The 19224-nt window shown below is 38.6% G+C and carries 10 protein-coding genes; 8 read left to right on the top strand and 2 right to left on the bottom strand.

Annotated features, from left to right (window positions below; all coding sequences use genetic code 11):
• Positions 1–61 precede the first annotated feature (61 nt).
• From pepN to pyrD, 8 genes are all read left to right on the top strand, one after another.
• A complete protein-coding gene (gene pepN, locus H4J46_RS06135; RefSeq protein ID WP_404851690.1) occupies positions 62–2623 on the top strand; it encodes an aminopeptidase N in 2562 nt (853 codons plus the stop codon).
• Between the two features lie 9 nt (positions 2624–2632).
• Positions 2633–2848, top strand: coding sequence for a DUF2835 family protein (locus H4J46_RS06130; RefSeq protein WP_182232653.1), 216 nt, complete (start codon positions 2633–2635; stop codon positions 2846–2848).
• 306 nt (positions 2849–3154) lie between these two features.
• On the top strand, positions 3155–5200 hold the full coding sequence (locus H4J46_RS06125; RefSeq protein WP_182232652.1) for a DUF1302 domain-containing protein: 2046 nt from the start codon (positions 3155–3157) through the stop codon (positions 5198–5200).
• A gap of 21 nt (positions 5201–5221) precedes the next feature.
• A complete protein-coding gene (locus H4J46_RS06120; RefSeq protein WP_182232651.1) occupies positions 5222–6610 on the top strand; it encodes a DUF1329 domain-containing protein in 1389 nt (462 codons plus the stop codon).
• 216 nt (positions 6611–6826) lie between these two features.
• Positions 6827–7831 carry a YCF48-related protein gene (locus H4J46_RS06115; protein ID WP_220462957.1) on the top strand — a complete coding sequence of 335 codons (1005 nt, stop codon included), beginning with the start codon at positions 6827–6829 and terminating at the stop codon, positions 7829–7831.
• 5 nt (positions 7832–7836) lie between these two features.
• Complete coding sequence (locus H4J46_RS06110) at positions 7837–10155, top strand: RND family transporter (RefSeq protein WP_182232650.1); 2319 nt, start codon at positions 7837–7839, stop codon at positions 10153–10155.
• Between the two features lie 265 nt (positions 10156–10420).
• Positions 10421–15262 (top strand): NAD-glutamate dehydrogenase, encoded by a 4842-nt coding sequence (locus tag H4J46_RS06105; protein WP_182232649.1) that lies wholly within the window; start codon positions 10421–10423, stop codon positions 15260–15262.
• A gap of 113 nt (positions 15263–15375) precedes the next feature.
• Positions 15376–16389 carry a quinone-dependent dihydroorotate dehydrogenase gene (pyrD, locus tag H4J46_RS06100; protein ID WP_182232648.1) on the top strand — a complete coding sequence of 338 codons (1014 nt, stop codon included), beginning with the start codon at positions 15376–15378 and terminating at the stop codon, positions 16387–16389.
• A 142-nt stretch (positions 16390–16531) separates the two neighbouring features.
• On the opposite strand, the gene H4J46_RS06095 is transcribed toward pyrD, so the two are convergent.
• Both H4J46_RS06095 and asnB read right to left on the bottom strand, forming a co-directional pair.
• Entirely contained in the window at positions 16532–17293 is a 762-nt protein-coding gene (locus H4J46_RS06095; RefSeq protein ID WP_182232647.1) for a hypothetical protein, read from the bottom strand.
• A 181-nt stretch (positions 17294–17474) separates the two neighbouring features.
• A complete protein-coding gene (asnB, locus tag H4J46_RS06090; RefSeq protein WP_182232646.1) occupies positions 17475–19139 on the bottom strand; it encodes an asparagine synthase B in 1665 nt (554 codons plus the stop codon).
• Positions 19140–19224: the final 85 nt, after the last annotated feature.

Raw genomic sequence — 19224 nt, 5'->3', positions numbered from 1 at the left:
GCTTTTTAATGTCTATTACAGGCGTTAACTTCTAACCAAGATACAATGTACTCTATTAAGGATGCGCATGAGTGATTTTACCCCACGCTATTTAGCTGACTATAGCGAAGCCAACTTTTCTATTTCTACCGTTGAGTTAACTTTTAAACTTGATGAATATAAAACTCAGGTTACCAATCGCATGCAGATGACTCGAAAGGTGACAGATAATCAACCCTTGATACTCGATGGTGAACACTTAACTTTATTATCAGTTTTGATTGATGATGAGCCACTCTCAAGTGATGATTATCTCGTCAGTGATACCAGTTTAACCATTGCTATCGATCGCAACGAATTTACGTTAGAAATCGTTACTGAAATTAATCCTATTGAAAATACCGCACTTGAAGGCTTGTTTAAGTCAGGCGAGGCTTATTGCACTCAGTGTGAAGCGGAAGGTTTTAGGCGCATTAGCTATTACCTCGACCGTCCCGATATCATGGCAACGTTTACCACCAAAGTTATTGCCAACAAAGCGCAGTTTCCTTATTTGTTGTCCAATGGTAATAAGATCGCTGCAGGTGACTTAGCCAGTGGCCAGCATTTTGTGCAATGGCATGACCCCTTTCCTAAACCCTGTTATCTATTTGCCTTAGTTGCCGGTGATTTTGATGTTTTAAAAGATACTTATAACACGATCTCTAGTCGTGATGTTGCTTTGGAAATATTTGTTGATAAGGGTAATATTCATAAAGCGCATCATGCTATGGCGTCGTTAAAACATGCGATGAAATGGGATGAAGAAACCTTTGGCCTTGAATATGATCTTGATATTTACATGATAGTAGCTGTAGATTTTTTCAATATGGGCGCGATGGAAAATAAAGGTCTGAATGTATTTAACAGTAAATTCGTTTTAGCTGATGAAGCTAGCGCGACCGATGTTGATTATTTTAATGTTGAAGCGGTTATTGGCCATGAATATTTTCATAACTGGACTGGCAACCGTGTTACTTGCCGAGATTGGTTTCAACTGAGTTTAAAAGAAGGGTTGACAGTATTTAGAGATCAGCAATTTAGTGCTGATATGCATTCAGCTTCCGTTAACCGTATTCAAAATGTACGGGTGCTACGTTCGCTGCAATTTGCTGAAGATGCTGGCCCAATGGCCCATCCGATTCGACCAGAAAAAGTTATCGAAATGAATAACTTTTACACCTTAACGGTTTACGAAAAAGGTGCTGAAGTTATTCGTATGATTCATACCTTGCTTGGCGTGGATAAATTCAGAAAAGGTTTAGATCTATACTTTCAACGCTTTGATGGCATGGCGGTAACATGTGATGACTTTATTACTGCCATGGCAGATGCATCGGGTGTTGATCTTAGACAATTTAAGCGCTGGTATACCCAAGCAGGAACGCCTGTATTACAGATTAGCGAAAACTTTGATGAAGGCTTGTCTGAATATCGGTTAACCATAGCACAAGCTAATGGCGAAAATCCTGCCTTGCATATTCCTGTTGGTATTGAATTAATTGCTAATGATGGTCAGCCAAATCAGTCGCAGTTACTACAATTAACCGAGCAAAAGCAAACATGGACTTTTAAAGCGTTTAACCAGAAACCTGTGTTGGCCATATTAACGGGGTTTTCTGCACCGGTTAAAACCCAATTTTCACAATCTGATCAAGAATTACAATGTATTATGACCCGTGCTAACGATGATTTTTGTCGCTGGGATGCAGGGCAAAAACTCTTAACAACATATATCACTCAGCTAATGCTGCAACCGACTCTGAGTTTACCTAAACATTTATACCAAGCCTTTAAAACCATATTAACTGCCGATATATCAGCCGCTTTAAAAGCTGAGCAATTAACATTACCGAGCTTTAGTGAATTAGTTGACAATATTGAAGAAGTTGACCCTATCGCTCTGCTTGACGCCATTGATAGTGTTAAGCATGTTTTAGCAAAAGAACTAGCACCGTTTTTTTTACAGCAGTATCAGCAAAATATACAAGCTGATTATGCAAGTGACGGTATTGCCATCGGTAAACGGGCATTAAAAAATATTTGCCTATCTTACTTAAGTACGCTTAGCAGCCAAGAAGCTCTATTAACCAAGCAGTTTCAGCAGTCAAACAATATGACCGACACTTTAGCTGTGCTTAACTGTGCGGCGAAAAATCGTCATGAAAATTTTGCTAATATGATGTTAGATTTTGAGCATAAATGGTCTGACACAGCATTAGTCATGGATAAATGGTTTGCAATACAAGCAGGCGTTAATGAGGAGGCTATTTATGAAAATTTAGCGGTACTTGTTGCACATCCATTATTTAGCTTAAAGAATCCAAATAGAGTTCGTGCTCTTATTGGTGCTTTTACGGCTAACAATCCTCGTTATTTTCATTGCGCGAGTGGCCGAGGTTATCAGTTTTTAATTGAACAATTAATTTTGCTTAACGATATTAATCCACAAGTGGCGTCGCGATTAATTACGCCGCTTATTCAATTTAAGTCGTTTGATCAGTGCAGACAAACCATGATAAAAACCAAGCTCGAACAATTTGCTAAGCAAGTAAATCTTTCAAAAGATTTAAAGGAAAAACTTGATGCTGCGTTGGCGCATTAGGAATAAAGCATGAAGTACTATTTTAGCTTGAATATAACGAGCCAAGAATACTTACCTTATTATCAAGGGCGAATTAAATCAATTATTGTCATGACAGATCAGAGAGTAAAGATTGAATTTCCAGCTATGCATTTACGGCTTTATTTAACTAGAAATGGCATTGAAGGGCGCTTTTGCTTAGAAACACTGAACAATAAGTTTTTATCATTAGATAAAATTTCATGATTAGAGTTTTTGCTTTAAACAGTGGTCAGACCATTTAAAAAGAGTGTCGCTAATGGCAGGTTCTATGTCGGCGGTTATTTCTGTTCACTATTTGAGGATTGCAGCTTATTAAGATTAGGCGTTTAAAACAACCGTTTTAAACGCCTTTTTGTTATCATCAGATGACTTGATCCAAGTCTTGAATATAAAGGGCTTTAACAAAGACTTTAGCACTTGCCACTGAGTCAAAATGATGTAATTATTGTTTTATACCATGTAAGTAGCATATAAAAATAAAATGAAAAATCACATCTGGGGAGATAGAAAATGAAACAGAACCTTCGCAACGGTTTTTATAAAAAGCCACTGGCTTTGAGTATAGCTGCCGCTTTGATAACATTAGCTAATGTTAATGTTCAAGCAAAAAACTTTGAGTTAGGAAACTTCGAGATTAGTTTTGATTCTACATTTTCAGCAGGTACAAGCTGGCGAGTAGAAGATCGTAATTGGAATGACAACGTTGGTAAATCTAACAATGTTAATAATGGCTTTGATTTTAGTCAATATCATCCAATACTAAATACTAATCCTAGTGCCGCTACCGTATGGGATGGTGCTGGAAGTTATTCGACCAATGGCGATAACGCTAATTTAAACTTTAATTCTGGCGAAAGCTTTTCAAAATTAATTAAAGGGACACATGAGCTTGGTGTGCGTTATGAAAACTTAGGTTTTTTTGGCCGCGCTATGTATTTTTATGATTTTGAAATGGTAGACGGCGATAGAGCTTGGACAAATCCGAGTTCTGGTAAGGTGATTGATCCATGTCGTGATAATGAAGCGAAAGATCAAGTATGTCGTGATGTTCGCATGTTGGATGCTTTTGTTTATGGTGATTTTGAACTCGGTGCAATGCCGCTTTCTGTCCGTGTAGGTCAACAGGTGATTAGTTGGGGCGAAAGTACCTTAATCTCTCACGGTATTAGTGAACTTAACCCGGTAGATATTGCCCGCTTAAAAGCACCTGGCGCAGAATTGAAAGAAGCCTTTATTCCTTTTGGCGCTGTATGGGCATCGTTAGGGGTTACAGAAACTTTTAACGTTGAAATGTTTTATCAATATAGCTGGGAGAAAACTGTTTTACCTGCACCAGGGAGTTATTTTTCAACGAATGATTTTGCCGGTGATGGTGGGCACTATAATAATGTGCAATTAAACTTTGCTAGTAATCCAGATATGGATCTTGATTCGTTAATTAACAATTTAAATGGCTTAAGAGCGCAAATATTAAATGGCAATGTTGCCATTGCTGATGCCGGTGGTGCTTACGTGGGTGGTTTCCCAACAAAATTAACCTTACGTGAAGACGGCGCTGAAAACGACCCAGAAGATGGCGGTCAATACGGTTTGCGCCTTTCTTGGTATTTACCAGCGTTAAATGATACAGAAGTTAGCTTGTATCACATGAATTATCATAGCAGACGTCCAGTATTTTCAGGTATCACCGCTGACTTTAGCGGCGCAGCTTTAGCTCATGATATTGGTATGTTAGTGTCGACTGAAATTACACAAAATAACTACACAGATTTACAGGCTTTTTCTCGTGTTGAACTGGATTATATTGAAGATATAAAACTTTATGCTTTAAGCTTCAATACCGCTATCGGCACAACATCGGTTGCCGGTGAAGTGACTTTTCGTCAAGATGAACCGTTGCAAATAGATGACGTTGAATTGTTATTTGCGGCTATGCCGCAACAATTAGCTAACGATTTAGGGCGTGATGAGCTTGATGGTATTTCGCAAATGCCTGTTTTTGCCGGTGGCACACGTGCTAATGGCTATATTTTATCTGATACAATACAAGCACAAATGACTTTAACACATTTATGGGGACCAACACTTGGCGCCAGTCAATTTGTAACCTTACTTGAAGTGGGGGGTATTGATATTCGTGATATGCCTGACCAAGATGTTTTACGTTTAAACGGCCCAGGTACTAGCCGAAATGGTGGTGTTGCAGGTAAAGAAGGTTTAGAACTAGCGCTACAGGATGGTGTTGAAACCAATCCATTCCCAAGTGCTTTTGCATGGGGTTATCGCTTTGTAGGTAAGTTGGATTATACCAACGTGTTTGCCGGTATTAACGTGTCACCAAAAGTTGTCTTTTCACATGATGTGAACGGTATTACACCGGATCCTTTATTCTTGTTTGTTGAAGATAGAAAGTCAGTCTCCTTAGGTTTAGGTTTCGATTACCAAAGCCGTTGGTCTGCTGATTTTAGCTACAACAGCTTTTTTGGTGGTGTAGGCACTACGAACCAATTGGAAGATCGCGATTACGTATCTTTTAACATCAAGTATTCAATTTAAGGCTGTATGAGGATTACTTTCATGAGAAATATTTTTAAAAATACCTTTAAAAAGGCAACGCTAGTATCAATAGCGGTAACCGTAGCATTAGCATCAACCAGCGCTACTGCAAAAATTAGCGAGCAAGAGGCAGCTAAGTTACAAAAAGAATTAACGCCTTTTGGTGCTGTTCGTGCAGCTAACGCAGATGGTTCTATTCCAGCATGGACAGGTGGTATTAAATCAGCCCCTGCGGGTTATACAGTGGGTGATCATCATCTAGACCCATTTTCTGATGACAAGGCAATGTATACCATTACAGCTGAAAACCTTGCGCAATATAAGAATTTATTAACGCCAGGCCAAATTAAGTTATTTGAAACTTATCCTGATACTTACAAGATGAGTGTTTATCAATCTCGTCGTTCAGCATCGTATCCTGAGCATGTTTATCAGGCGAACTTGGAAAATGCCACTAGAACTGAATTAGTTCAAGGTGGAAATGGCATTATTCAAGCGGCAATTGGTATTCCATTTCCAGTACCAAGTGATGGTTTAGAAGCCATTTGGAATCATATTTTACGCTATCGTGGTGAAAATCTTACGCGAGAAGGTGGTCAAGCAGCGCCAACAGCGTCAGGCGATTATACCTACATGGGATTTGATGATCAGTTACTTATTCCCTATGGCGTTAAGGGTGTTAAAGCTGAAGAGCTTCAAAAAACCAACATTTTATTCAAGTTTAAACAAAAAGTGACTGAACCAGCACGTCTAGCTGGTACTGCTTTATTGGTTCATGAAACCATGGATCAAATAAAAACACCTCGCCAAGCTTGGACTTATAATACGGGCCAACGCCGTGTTCGTCGTGCACCTAATGTTGCTTATGACGCACCAGGTACAGCGTCAGATGGTTTAAGAACAACAGATGACTTTGACATGTTTAACGGCGCGCCAAATCGCTATAATTGGACATTAAAAGGTAAGCAAGAGTTGTTAATTCCATATAACGATTACCGTTTGCATAGTGATGATTTAAAATATGATCAAATTTTACAGCCGGGTCATATTAATCCTGAATTGGTGCGTTACGAAAAACATCGTGTTTGGGTGGTCGAAGCGAACTTAAAATCAGATACACGTCATACTTATAAAAAACGCGTGTTTTATATCGACGAAGATAGCTGGCAAGTAGCGGTTACTGATATTTATGATAACCGTGATGAACTATATCGAGTGGGTGTTGCTCATGGTATTAATTACTATGAAGTACCAACGCAATGGTCAACTTTAGAAGTGTTTCATGATCTACAATCTCGTCGTTATATTGCGATGGGTTTAGATAACGAAGCCAGTATGTATGACTTTTCAGCGGATTTAAATGATGTAGATTTTACGTCTTCAGCATTACGTCGTGAAGGTCGCAGATAAGCAACAATCTTGATAAAACGGCTGGCGAGTGCTAGCCGTTTTTGTTTTAAAGTTTTCAAAAAGTTATTTTATTTTTATTCCACCATTAATTAGTTAAGCTAAAGAGGGTGGATGTCTTGGTATCGATGGGGGTTGCTAAAGCCCATTTTCTCCTTAATATACCTAATTTGAGGCTAATGGCCTCTACAGTCCAAATAAATGGAGCTAATATAGTTAATGATACGTCTTCTCGTTATTTTACTCAGTTTTCTTACTATCCCTATTATTAATGCGCAAACAATCGACTCGGTAATTGCTCCACTGGCGAGTAAATCACTCTTGCTTGATATTACGGTAGTTAATCAATCAAAATTAGTTGTTGTTGGTGAGCGTGGTCACATTTTACTTTCAACAGATGGTGTGCAATGGCAGCAAGCACAAGTGCCTGTACAAGTAACATTAACCGCGGTTTATTTTACCGATGAAGACAATGGCTGGGCAGTCGGTCATGACGCGACTATATTATCGTCAAGAGATGGTGGCCTTTCTTGGCAAATACAACAGCATCTACCACAAGTGGAAAAACCCTTGTTGGATGTGTTGTTTTTAGATAAAGATAACGGTATTGCTATTGGCTCCTATGGTTTGTTTTATCGTACAAATGACGGTGGCCAACATTGGGCTATAGAGCATCATAATGAATTGCTTTACCCGGAAGACCAAACGTATTTAGCCGAATTAAAACTGCAAGATGAAGAAGCGTATTTAGATGTGCAAAGCAGTATACTGCCGCATTTTAATCGCGTTGTTGCCGACGGTCGTACGTTATATTTAGTGGGTGAAATGGGCCTAATTGCAAAAAGTAATGATTTTGGCATAAGTTGGGAAAAACTTGATGAGATATATCCAGGCTCATTTTACGATATAAACCGCACACAGGAAGGCAACTTACTGGTTGTGGGTTTACGAGGTCATATCTTTCGTAGCTTACGTAACGGTACGCCATGGCAAGCAATTGATAGCGAGGTTACCGGCTTGTTAAGTGCTATTGTGCTTAGTGACGATCAACGGATTTTTATCTTGGGTAATAACGGCATACTATTAGAAAGTCGTGATGATGGTGCAACATTTACTAAACATCTTCAAAAAGATGGTAAAGCACTTATAGCCGGGGTTTGGTATCAGAATAAAATTATCGCCGTCTCTGATGTTGGCATCAAAACTATTAACGTAATTAAGTAACTGTCATGAAATTTAACTCTATTATTAATGTTGTAGAAGCAACACTTTTTCGTCGTCGATTAGCCGTACTGGTATTTTTTGCTCTCACCAGTATATTCTTGTTGTTTCAAGCAACACAAATTAAACTGGATGCGGCCTTTACCAAGCATATCCCACTTAACCACACTTATATGAAAACCTATCTCGAGCATAGGGAGAATTTTGGTGGTGCAAATAACGTATTAATTTCGGTGTGTGATAGCAGTGGCAATATTTTTAACCCTGAGTTTTTTACCGCCTTAAAAGGCGTACATGACCAGCTATTTTTTATACCGGGCGTTGACAGAATTCAGGTGAAATCTTTATTTTCACCTAGTACACGGTTTGTTGAAATCGTTGAAGATGGCTTTGCCGGTGGGCCAGTAATACCGGCAAGTTTTCAATCAGATGCCGCGGGTTTAGCTATTGTAAAAGGTAATATAGAAAAAGCGGGTATTGTCGGTAGTATTGTTGCTGATGATTACAGTTGCTCTATGGTGAAAGCCTCATTAATGGAAATTGATCCTAATACCGGTGAGAAGTTAGATAGTATTGTACTTGCTGGACAATTGGAAGATGAAATTCGGGGTAAGTTTGAAAAAGACAATATCTCAATTCATATTATTGGCTTTACCAAAATGGTGGGTGATGTTGCACAAGGAGCAAAAGGGGTTGTAACCTTTTTTGCGATTGCCATCGCTATCACAACGTTAATGGTATTTTGGTTTTGTCGCTCAATTGCTTTAACTATTTTACCTATTTCATGTTCATTGATTGCCGTTGTATGGCAACTAGGTATGTTATCAACACTTGGCTTTGGCCTAGATCCGATGTCGATATTGGTACCCTTTTTAGTCTTTGCTATTGGTGTTAGTCATGGCGTGCAAATGATTAACTCAGTATCCAAAATGGTCAATAGTGGAAAAACCAGTAAAGAAGCGGCACAACTGAGTTTCCGAATTTTGTTAGTGCCAGGTGGTATCGCACTGTTGTCAGATACTGTTGGCTTTATGACACTGCTATCTATTGATATTGGCATTATTCGTGAGCTTGCAATTACTGCCTCACTGGGTGTCGCGATGATTATTTTAACTAATTTGGTCTTGTTGCCGCTGTTAGTTTCTTACATGCATGTGCCAAAAAGCAAAGAAAATCAGCAAGGAAAAGAGGGTTCTGCGACTGATAGTATATGGCACTTTATGTCGTTATTTGCGACACGTAAGGTCGCGTTGATTATACTAGCTTGTACGGCTGTGCTCTATATTGTGGGTTACCAAAAGGCCCAAAATATGAAAATAGGGGAGTTACATGCAGGTGCCCCCTCACTGCATGAAAAGTCACGTTATAACCAAGATACTTTTTTAATTACCGATAAATATGCCATTAGTGTCGATTATATGTCAGTGATCGTAGAAACTACACCAGACGCTTGTACTTACTATGATCATATGAACACCATTGATAGATTTCAGTGGCGCATGGAAAACATTCCCGGTGTGCAGTCAGCGGTAAGTCTAGCGTCCATCGCAAAAATTGTGAACGCGGGCTATAACGAAGGTAATCCGAAATGGCGTGTGCTATCTCGTAATACACAAACCTTGGTACAATCAATTGCACGTGTGCCATCCTCTAGTGGTTTACTCAATAGCGATTGTAGCGCCATGCCGGTCATTTTGTTTTTAACAGACCATAAAGCCGAAACCATTAATCGTGTGGTTGATGCGGCAAAACTTGCTGCTAGTGAATTAGGTAATGATCACTTATCGTTTAAGCTGGCCTCTGGTCCTGTTGGAGTAATGGCAGCGACTAATGAAGCGGTAGAAGCTGCCCAGATCCCTATGATGCTTTATGTTTATGGGGCGGTGATTATTTTATGTTTGCTAAGCTTTAGAAGTTTAAGAGCAACAATTGCTGTAGTTGTGCCACTTTACGTGGTATCAACACTTGCACAATGGCTAATGACAGCACTTGATATTGGCTTAACGGTATCAACGTTACCCGTTATCGCCTTAGGTGTAGGTATTGGCGTTGATTACGGTATTTATATTCTATCTACCATGAGCGCTAAGCTTCGCAATGGTGCTACGGTTCAAAGTGCATACTTTGATGCGCTTAAAGAGCGAGGTAGTGCGGTACTGATCACTGGAGTGACTTTAGCCATAGGTGTTTCAACCTGGTTCTTCTCTGATTTAAAATTTCAAGTTGATATGGGAATACTATTAACCTTTATGTTTTTAGTTAATATGATTGCTGCTGTACTGGTACTACCAGCTATAGCGGCATTTTTATGGCCACAACGAAAATAAATGCTAATTAATTGAAAAAATAATTATGCATAAATAAACAAGAAAATGACCGAAAGGTCATTTTCTATTTATAACTAATGAATAAATAAAAAATGTCAGTATAATCGCCAAATAAATGTACAGTTTTTAAAGTAATACATCTAAAATAGTCCTCGCATTTCCCTATGTTTATTAATAAGATCGCTGTTACAATCTATACTCTAAGATAGATTAAAAATTACAGATTATAATTATTTTCAGCGTTTTATCCAAAAAGGGAAAAGGCATGACGTTAGTAGACGGTTTACCTTCAGTGATACTTTCGAACGTAGCACAGTTAATACAAAAAAAAGTTCCATCGGCAACAGCTCCCCTTGTAAATCAATTTTCTGAGTTGCTTTATAAAAACATTTCAATGTTAGATTTAGATCATAGAAATGACAGTGACATGTACGGTGCCACGCTAAGTCTGTGGAATACGTTGAACGATTCTCAAGATGATAAGCCAGTGATTAAAGTCTTTAATCCACAGGTGTCAAAAAATGGTTGGAAATCTAGCCATACAATTATCGAAATAATTGTCCGTGATATGCCATTTTTAGTTGATTCTGTGCGTATAGCCCTTAGTCGATTAAACCTAACACCACATTTAATGTTAAATTCACCAATAAAAATCATTCGTGATAAAAGTAAAAATATCACGAAGCTTTCTTCTTCTGTCGACCAGTCGTTTAAGTCTACGTCGGTTGAAACCATATTCTTCATTGAAATTGATCGTCAAAATGACGCTAAAGTGTTAGCTAATATTGCCAGAGAACTTCACTCAGTAGTCAGTGATATTGCCGTGACGGTAACCGATTGGCAACCCATGCAAGCTCGTTTGCGTAGTGTTATTGATGAAGTTAAACAGGCTGTTTTACCTTGTTCTAAAGAAGAGCATAGCGATAGCGTGAGCCTTTTAGAATGGATGTTAGCGGATAACTTTACCTTATTAGGTTATCGCGCTTATCAAGTGAAGACATTAGAAGGCGACATAGCGCTGTCCGCTGATATTAACACGAGTTTAGGCTTAATGAACCAGTATGGCGGCAGCAAAGAGCGCCTGATGTCTGACCTGAGCGAATCAGCCCGAGAAATAGCATTAGGCAATAACTTACTTGTTTTAACAAAAACCAATGCTAAGTCGCGCGTACATCGTCCCGCTCATCTTGATTATATTGGTGTGAAGCGTTTTGACAATAAAGGCAATGTTATTGGTGAAGAGCGCTTTGTAGGTTTATTTGGTTCGGCTTATTATACCAATAGCGCTTTAGATTTACCGTTAATTAAATCTAAAGTTTTGGCTACTTGTAATAATTCCGGTTTTGCTAAAGGCACCCATGCTTATAAAGCATTAATCAACATACTTGAGACTTACCCAAGAGATGAGATTTTACAAAGTTCACCCGCTGAATTATTGAAAAATGTCATAGGTATATTCCAAATGCAAGAGCGTGATTATTCAGGCTTGTTTATGCGCCGTGATGCCTTTAACCGCTTTTACTCTTGTATGGTTTATGTACCACGCGAGCGTTACAACACGGCGTTACGTGTTAATACTCAAAAATTACTACAAGAAGCATTAGGTAGTAATGAAGAAGTAGAATTCACCACTTACTTCTCAGAGTCAGCACAAGCTCGTACGCACTATATCGTTAGAGTTAACTCGACAAAAGCAGACATTAATGTGAAAGAAATTGAAAAGAATTTAAACCATGCTGCACGCAGTTGGGATGATAACTTAGCTGCTTCATTAAACTCGCATAAAGGCGAAGCTAAAGGCAAAGCGTTAAGTAGAAAATATATTAGCTTCCCACAAGCCTATAAAGATGAAGTTTTACCGGGCACAGCTATTGTCGACATTGAAAAATTTGAAGCTTTATCTGCTGACAACAAACTTGAAATGTTGTTTTATCAACCACAAGAAGAAGACGCTAACAGCCGCTCTGTAAAATTAAAGTTGTTCCATTCGGGTGAACCATTACATTTATCCGATGTTCTACCTATGTTAGAAAACTTTGGTTTACGTGTTATTGGTGAAAGTCCGTATGCCGTAAAATCGGAAAGCGGAGAAGTCTATTGGATTCTAGACTTCTCAATGTTACTTACCGGCAAAGGTAAGTTCAACTTAGAGATTGTTCAGAGCTTATTCCAAGATGCTTTTGCAAAAGTGTGGTCAGGGCAGTTAGAAGACGACGGGTTTAACCGTTTAATCCTAGGCGCTGAATTAGGCGGTCGTGAAGTATCAATTATCCGTGCCTATGCTAAATATGAGCGTCAAATTGGTGGTACCTTTAGCCAAAATTACACTGAAAATACTTTTTCACGTTATCCGAGTATTGCCAAGTTATTAATTAGACTGTTTAATTTACGTTTTTCACCGGCTAAAAAATTAAATGATAAATTGATAGAGAAGGTGCACACTAGCATCGAGTCCTCTTTAGACAGTGTTGCTAGCTTAGATGATGACCGTATTATTCGCCGCTTTGTTGAGATGATTAATGCCACTATTCGTACTAATTATTTTCAGCCACATCCTGTTACGGGTGAGAAGTCTTATATTTCCTTCAAAATTTTACCAGCGCTAATTACCGACGTACCTTTGCCTTTACCTAAATTTGAAATATTTGTTTACTCTCCGCAAGTAGAAGGTGTGCATCTACGTGGCGGTAAAGTTGCTCGAGGTGGTTTACGTTGGTCTGACCGTCGCGAAGACTTCCGTACTGAAGTACTAGGTTTGGTGAAAGCCCAACAAGTTAAAAATACCGTTATTGTCCCTGTGGGTGCAAAAGGTGGTTTTGTTTGTAAGCAACTACCGAGCGGTAACAGAAATGAAATTTTTGAAGCGGGTAAAGAGTGCTATCGTACCTTCATTCGTGGTTTACTTGATATTACCGACAATATTATTAACGGTGAAATAGTCCCACCATTAAATGTTGTGCGTCACGATGAAGATGACCCTTATTTAGTTGTTGCCGCTGATAAAGGTACCGCTACATTTTCGGATATTGCCAATAGTATTTCTGATGAATTTAATTTTTGGTTAGGCGACGCGTTTGCCTCAGGTGGCAGTGTTGGCTACGATCATAAAGGCATGGGAATAACCGCTAAAGGTGCATGGGAATCAGTTAAACGTCACTTTCGAGAAATGGATATTGATTGTCAAACGACTGATTTCACTGTCGTTGGTATTGGTGATATGGCTGGTGATGTTTTTGGTAATGGCATGTTATTATCAAAGCACATCCGCCTACAAGTCGCATTTAACCACTTACATATCTTTATTGACCCAACGCCAGATGCAGCCACTACTTACGTTGAGCGTGAGCGTTTATTTAATCTTCCAGGTTGTTCATGGGAAGATTTTGATATGTCACTTGTGTCGGAAGGAGGAGGATTATTCAATCGCTCTGCTAAGTCAATAAAGTTGACACCGCAAATTAAGAAAATGATTGGTACGCAAAAGCAAACCATGGCACCTAATGACTTAATTCAAGCTTTATTAAAAATGAAGGTTGATTTGTTATGGAATGGTGGCATTGGTACTTACGTTAAAGGCTCAAAAGAATCTCACCTAGAAGTGGGTGACCGTGCTAACGATTCATTACGTATTAATGGCCAAGATCTAGAAGCGAAAGTGGTAGGTGAAGGCGGTAATTTAGGCTTAACACACTTAGGTCGAATTGAATTTGCCGTTAAAGGCGGTCGTATTAATGCTGATTTTGTTGATAATGCCGGTGGCGTTGATTGCTCAGATAACGAAGTTAACATCAAAATATTACTCAATGGTTTAGTTCAAAATGGTGATCTAACGGTTAAGCAGCGTAATAAAATTCTTTCTGATATGACCGAAGAAGTTGCTGATATCGTGATAGATGATTGCTATCGCCAAACTCACTCTTTGTCAATTACAGAGTTACGTGGTGTTAAGCAGCTGAAAGAACAAGCACAATTTATTACTGAGTTAGAACGTTCGGGCAAACTAGATAGAGCATTAGAATTTATTCCAAGTGATGAAGAAATTGCTGAGCGTTTATCTTTAGGTAAAGGGCTAACACGCCCCGAGCTTTCTGTTTTACTTGCCTATAGTAAAATGGTGTTAAAAGAAGAGCTGGTTTGTCCTGAAATTAGCGACAACGAATTTCACCAAAGCTTGCTCATTAAAGCATTTCCAAAAAAGCTGCAAGATAATTACAGTGCGCAAATGCAAGATCATCCCCTACGAGCTGAAATTATAGCGACTAAGTTAGCTAATAATATTGGTAACGATATGGGCTTTAATTTTGTTCACCGTATGAAAGAAGAAACTGGGGCAACAACGTCTGAAATTGCTAATTGCTATAGTATGGCGAGTGCGGTGTTTGAGTTATCAGACATTTGGACGCAGATCAGTGATTTAGATAATAAAATTTCTACCTCTATCCAAACAGAAATGCTATTTCAGTTACGCAGAACAGTACGCCGTGCTACACGTTGGTTCCTTCGTCATCGTACTAAATCAATGAATATCGCTCAGTCAATTGAATTTTATCATTCCACATTTGCAGAACTTTCAAGCAATATTACTAGTTATATGATTGCAGATGAAGCAGCGCAAATTGAACGCGTGGAAAATGATTTGATTACAGCTGGGGCACCTGAGTCTGTGGCATTAAGAATTTCATTACTGAGCACCTTGTTCTCGGTAATGGATATTGCAGAAATTGCAAAATCTGAAGCCGTGCCAACTGAATTAGCGACCGATCTTTACTTTAAACTGGGTGCCAGATTAGACTTACATTGGTTCTTAGATCAAATTACCACGCAACCAGTATCGAACCACTGGCAAGCGCTGGCAAGGTCGTCATTTAGAGAAGAACTTGATTGGCAACAACGTTCATTAACTTCGGTGATATTAAGTGGTAATAAAAACTCGACCGATATTGATGCCATGTTGGATAAATGGTTTGTAGATAATGCTCAACCACTTGAGCGCTGGCAGCATATTTTGGCTAACTTTAGAGTTGGGCAAACTCATGAATTTGCCAAGTTCTCAGTTGCGTTGCGAGAATTAATGTTGTTAAGTTTGAACTGCGACCCCGTGAAATAAGTGTTAAGATCCCTGCCATGAGCGGGGATTTTTTTGTCATCAAGTTTATGTTTAGCGATTGATGTTAGTTTCTCGCATGGCAATTTAGTATTATATATAATTAAAGAGGTATTATGTTTTACTCAGCTATTCGTAAAGTGTTTTTTAAATTCGATGCAGAAGCAATTCACGAATTAACGATTAAAGGCTTTAAAGCAACAGGCGCTTCGCCGCTTAATTTACTTTATAAGCAAACCATAGAAAATAAACCGGTGGAGGTTATGGGCATTAAGTTTCCTAATCCAGTCGGTTTAGCTGCAGGATTAGATAAAAATGGCGAATGTATTAAAGCCTTTGAAGCTTTAGGTTTTGGCTTTGTTGAAGTGGGCACAGTAACGCCACGACCTCAACCTGGTAATGACAAGCCACGAATTTTCAGATTACCAGAAGCAAACGCTATTATTAACCGTATGGGTTTTAATAATAAAGGTGTTGATTATCTCGTTGACCAAGTAATAAAAGCTAAGTACCGCGGTGTTTTGGGTATTAATATTGGTAAAAATAAAGATACGCCAGATGAAAATGCTAAAGATGATTATATCCACTGTATGCGTAAAGTTTATGACTATGCTACTTACATTGCGGTTAATATATCATCACCTAATACCCCAGGTTTACGCTCGCTGCAATATGGCGATGCACTTAATCAGCTATTATCAGTATTAAAAGCCGAACAAACTGCGTTAGCAGAGCAATATGGTAAGTACGTGCCTATTGCGGTAAAAATAGCGCCAGATTTAAATGCCGAAGAAATAAAGTCTATTGCCGAGTGCTTAATTGCCAACAATATTGATGGCGTAATTGCTACAAATACCACCTTAGCACGTGATAAAGTGTCACATTTACCCTTTGGTAATGAACAGGGCGGATTAAGTGGCGCACCGGTAAAAGAAAAAAGTACTGAAGTTATTCAATTACTAGCAAAAGCACTTGATAACAAGCTGCCGATTATTGGTGTTGGCGGAATAGCATCGGGCGCAGACGCTCAAGAAAAATTTGCGGCAGGGGCAAAGTTAGTCCAAGTGTATACTGGCTTTATTTATCAAGGGCCAGAATTGATAAAAGAAATCGTGCAAACACTGAAGTAAAATTGCTCAGCCTTACGCGATCAAATTTATTGCCACAGCAAAAAATATAAAAAGGCCATCAACTGATTTCAGTTGATGGCCTTTTTTATGGTTCAATCTCCACTTATAATTCAATGCCCATTTATAATAGGGTGAGTTAAATTTAGGGTCCAGACTTACTCGCTAATATAGCCTCTAAACGTTCCATTCGCTCTACGAGTAATTGCAGGCTAGTATCAAACTGATTGATACTAGTGGCGGTAAACATTTGTTGCTTATCACGACTTTTTGCATTGGCATCTAAGGTATTGAGCTGTGTAGATAATTTTTTAAATTGCTCTTTTAAGCTACTGGCAGTAACCATTTGCTCAGAAACAGCATTAATTGAAAACTCGGTGGTGGTAATCTTATCTTTTAAATCATTAAGTACATTATTTTGCTGACTAACTGAACGGATGTTTTTATCTTGCTGTTGAGCCATGTTTATACTTTTTGAATTTAAGGCTTTAATTTCTTCTTGATTTCTGCGCCAAGCTGAAGCCCATAGTTTATCCATTTCAGATAATAATAATTCTGTTTTTTCACTAATCGCTTCTAACTTAACCTTTAAAATAATGGTTGACTCACCGATTTCTTCACCGGTAGCTGAGAGTTGATTTTCTAGCTGTTGAATACGCGCAGAGCTCGACGCTAACATATTATTTACACTTACTTGCTGTTGATAAAAATACCAGCCAGTAGCCGCTAGAGCGAAATAAGGTATTAATATTAATAATGTTTGCGCTGCAGTTAATGTCTTGGGTATATTAGTTGCAGGGTATACTTGCTCTGACTTGTGCGTCTTAGCTACAGGTTCACGAGCTATCTTAACTTGATCTTGATCGATACTAATCGTTGAAATTTCAGGTTCTACACGTTTTGACAAAATAGCTTCCTATAACAATGGCTGTAATACCCATTGGATTAATGAATTGATTTGGCCATACACTAAGTTAAGAGCATAAGTTGATAGTAACTGTATAATATTTAGCAAATATTGTACAAAAAAACCGACTTTAATAGTCGGTTTTTAATTTTAAGCTTAAAAGTTTTTGAGTTAACTAAGACTAATAACTGTCATTATGCACACTTTGCACAGCACGTCCTGATGGATCGGCCATATTAGCGAAACTTTCATCCCAAGCTAGCGCTTCTGGTGTACTACAAGCGACTGATTTCCCGCCAGGTACACAATCTGCTGCTGATGCTAGTGGAAAGTTTTCTTCGAAAATACCACGATAAAAATAGGCTTCTTTAGTATCAGGTGTATTCACAGGAAATTTAAATTCTGCACTCGCTAGTTGCTGGTCGCTAACTTGTGCTTCAACATGTTGCTTTAGACCATCAATCCAAGAATAACCCACACCATCAGAAAATTGCTCTTTCTGACGCCATAAGATCTCTTTTGGCAAGTAACCTTCAAAAGATGAGCGTAAAATAGCTTTTTCCATCTTGCCATTACCGCACATTTTATCTTCTGGATTAATGCGCATGGCAACATCCATAAAGTTTTTATCTAAGAAGGGTACGCGTGCTTCAATGCCCCACGCTGACATAGACTTATTAGCACGTAGACAATCAAACATGTGCAATTTATCAAGCTTGCGCAACAATTCGTTATGAAACTCTTCCGCATTTGGCGCTTTGTGGAAATATAAATAACCACCAAATATTTCATCAGCACCTTCACCAGAAAGTACCATTTTAATACCCATGGCTTTTATTTTTCTCGCCATTAAATACATAGGTGTAGAAGCACGAATCGTGGTTACATCATAAGTTTCTAAGTGATAAATCACTTCTTTAAGTGCGTCGATACCTTCTTGTTCGGTAAATATAATACTATGGTGTATTGTACCTATGCTCTCAGCAACGGTTTTAGCGGCAATTAAATCTGGCGAGCCAGCTAAGCCGCAGGCAAAAGAATGCACTTTAGGCCACCATGCTTCAGACAAATCATTTTCTTCGATACGTCTAGCGGCAAATTTTTGTGTAATGGCAGAAATTAATGATGAGTCTAAACCGCCAGAAAGTAATACGCCGTAAGGTACGTCAGTCATCAAATGGCTTTTAACTGATTCTTCTAATGCTTCGCGTATTTTTTCTTTACTGGTGTTGTTATCTTTTATCGCTGAATATTTTTGCCAGTTGCGTTGGTAATATCTTTCAACTTTACCGACTCTGCTATCTAAAATATGACCTGGAGGGAACTCTGCTACCGTTTTACAAATAGGCATTAACGCTTTCATTTCTGAGGCAACATAGAAGTTACCTTCGGCGTCATAACCGGTATAAAGTGGAATAATACCCATGTGATCACGGGCAATTAGATAACTATTATCTTGCTCGTTATATAGACAAAAGGCAAACATACCTTGGAGCTTATCGACAAAGTCAGTGCCAAATTTTTCAAACATTGGTATGATTATTTCACAATCCGAAGCGGTTTGAAAATCATAGTCAGGCGTATGTTGGCTGGCTAATGCTTTATGATTATAAATTTCACCATTAACAGCTAAAACCTTTGATTTATCACTGTTATATAATGGTTGAGCGCCATGTTCAGTGTCAACAATTGACAGGCGTTCATGCACTAAGATTGCGTGATTATTGTTGTAGATACCAGACCAATCTGGACCACGATGACGAAGTAAGCGGGAATATTCTAAAGCTTTTGGACGAAGTGCGTCTGCACTCGTTTTAATATCTAATATACAAAATATCGAACACATTGAAGTGCTACCCCTTTATATTTATTAATGACAAATTGTGTGGTGAATACGCTCTAACAAGTTTACTCAAGCGTATTATGCGATA

Origin of the sequence: Colwellia sp. MB02u-6 (assembly GCF_014077095.1) — a bacterium.
Classification (GTDB): domain Bacteria; phylum Pseudomonadota; class Gammaproteobacteria; order Enterobacterales; family Alteromonadaceae; genus Cognaticolwellia.
The sequence above is the reverse complement of the archived record's forward strand: the minus strand, read 5'-3'. Positions and strand labels throughout refer to the sequence as shown.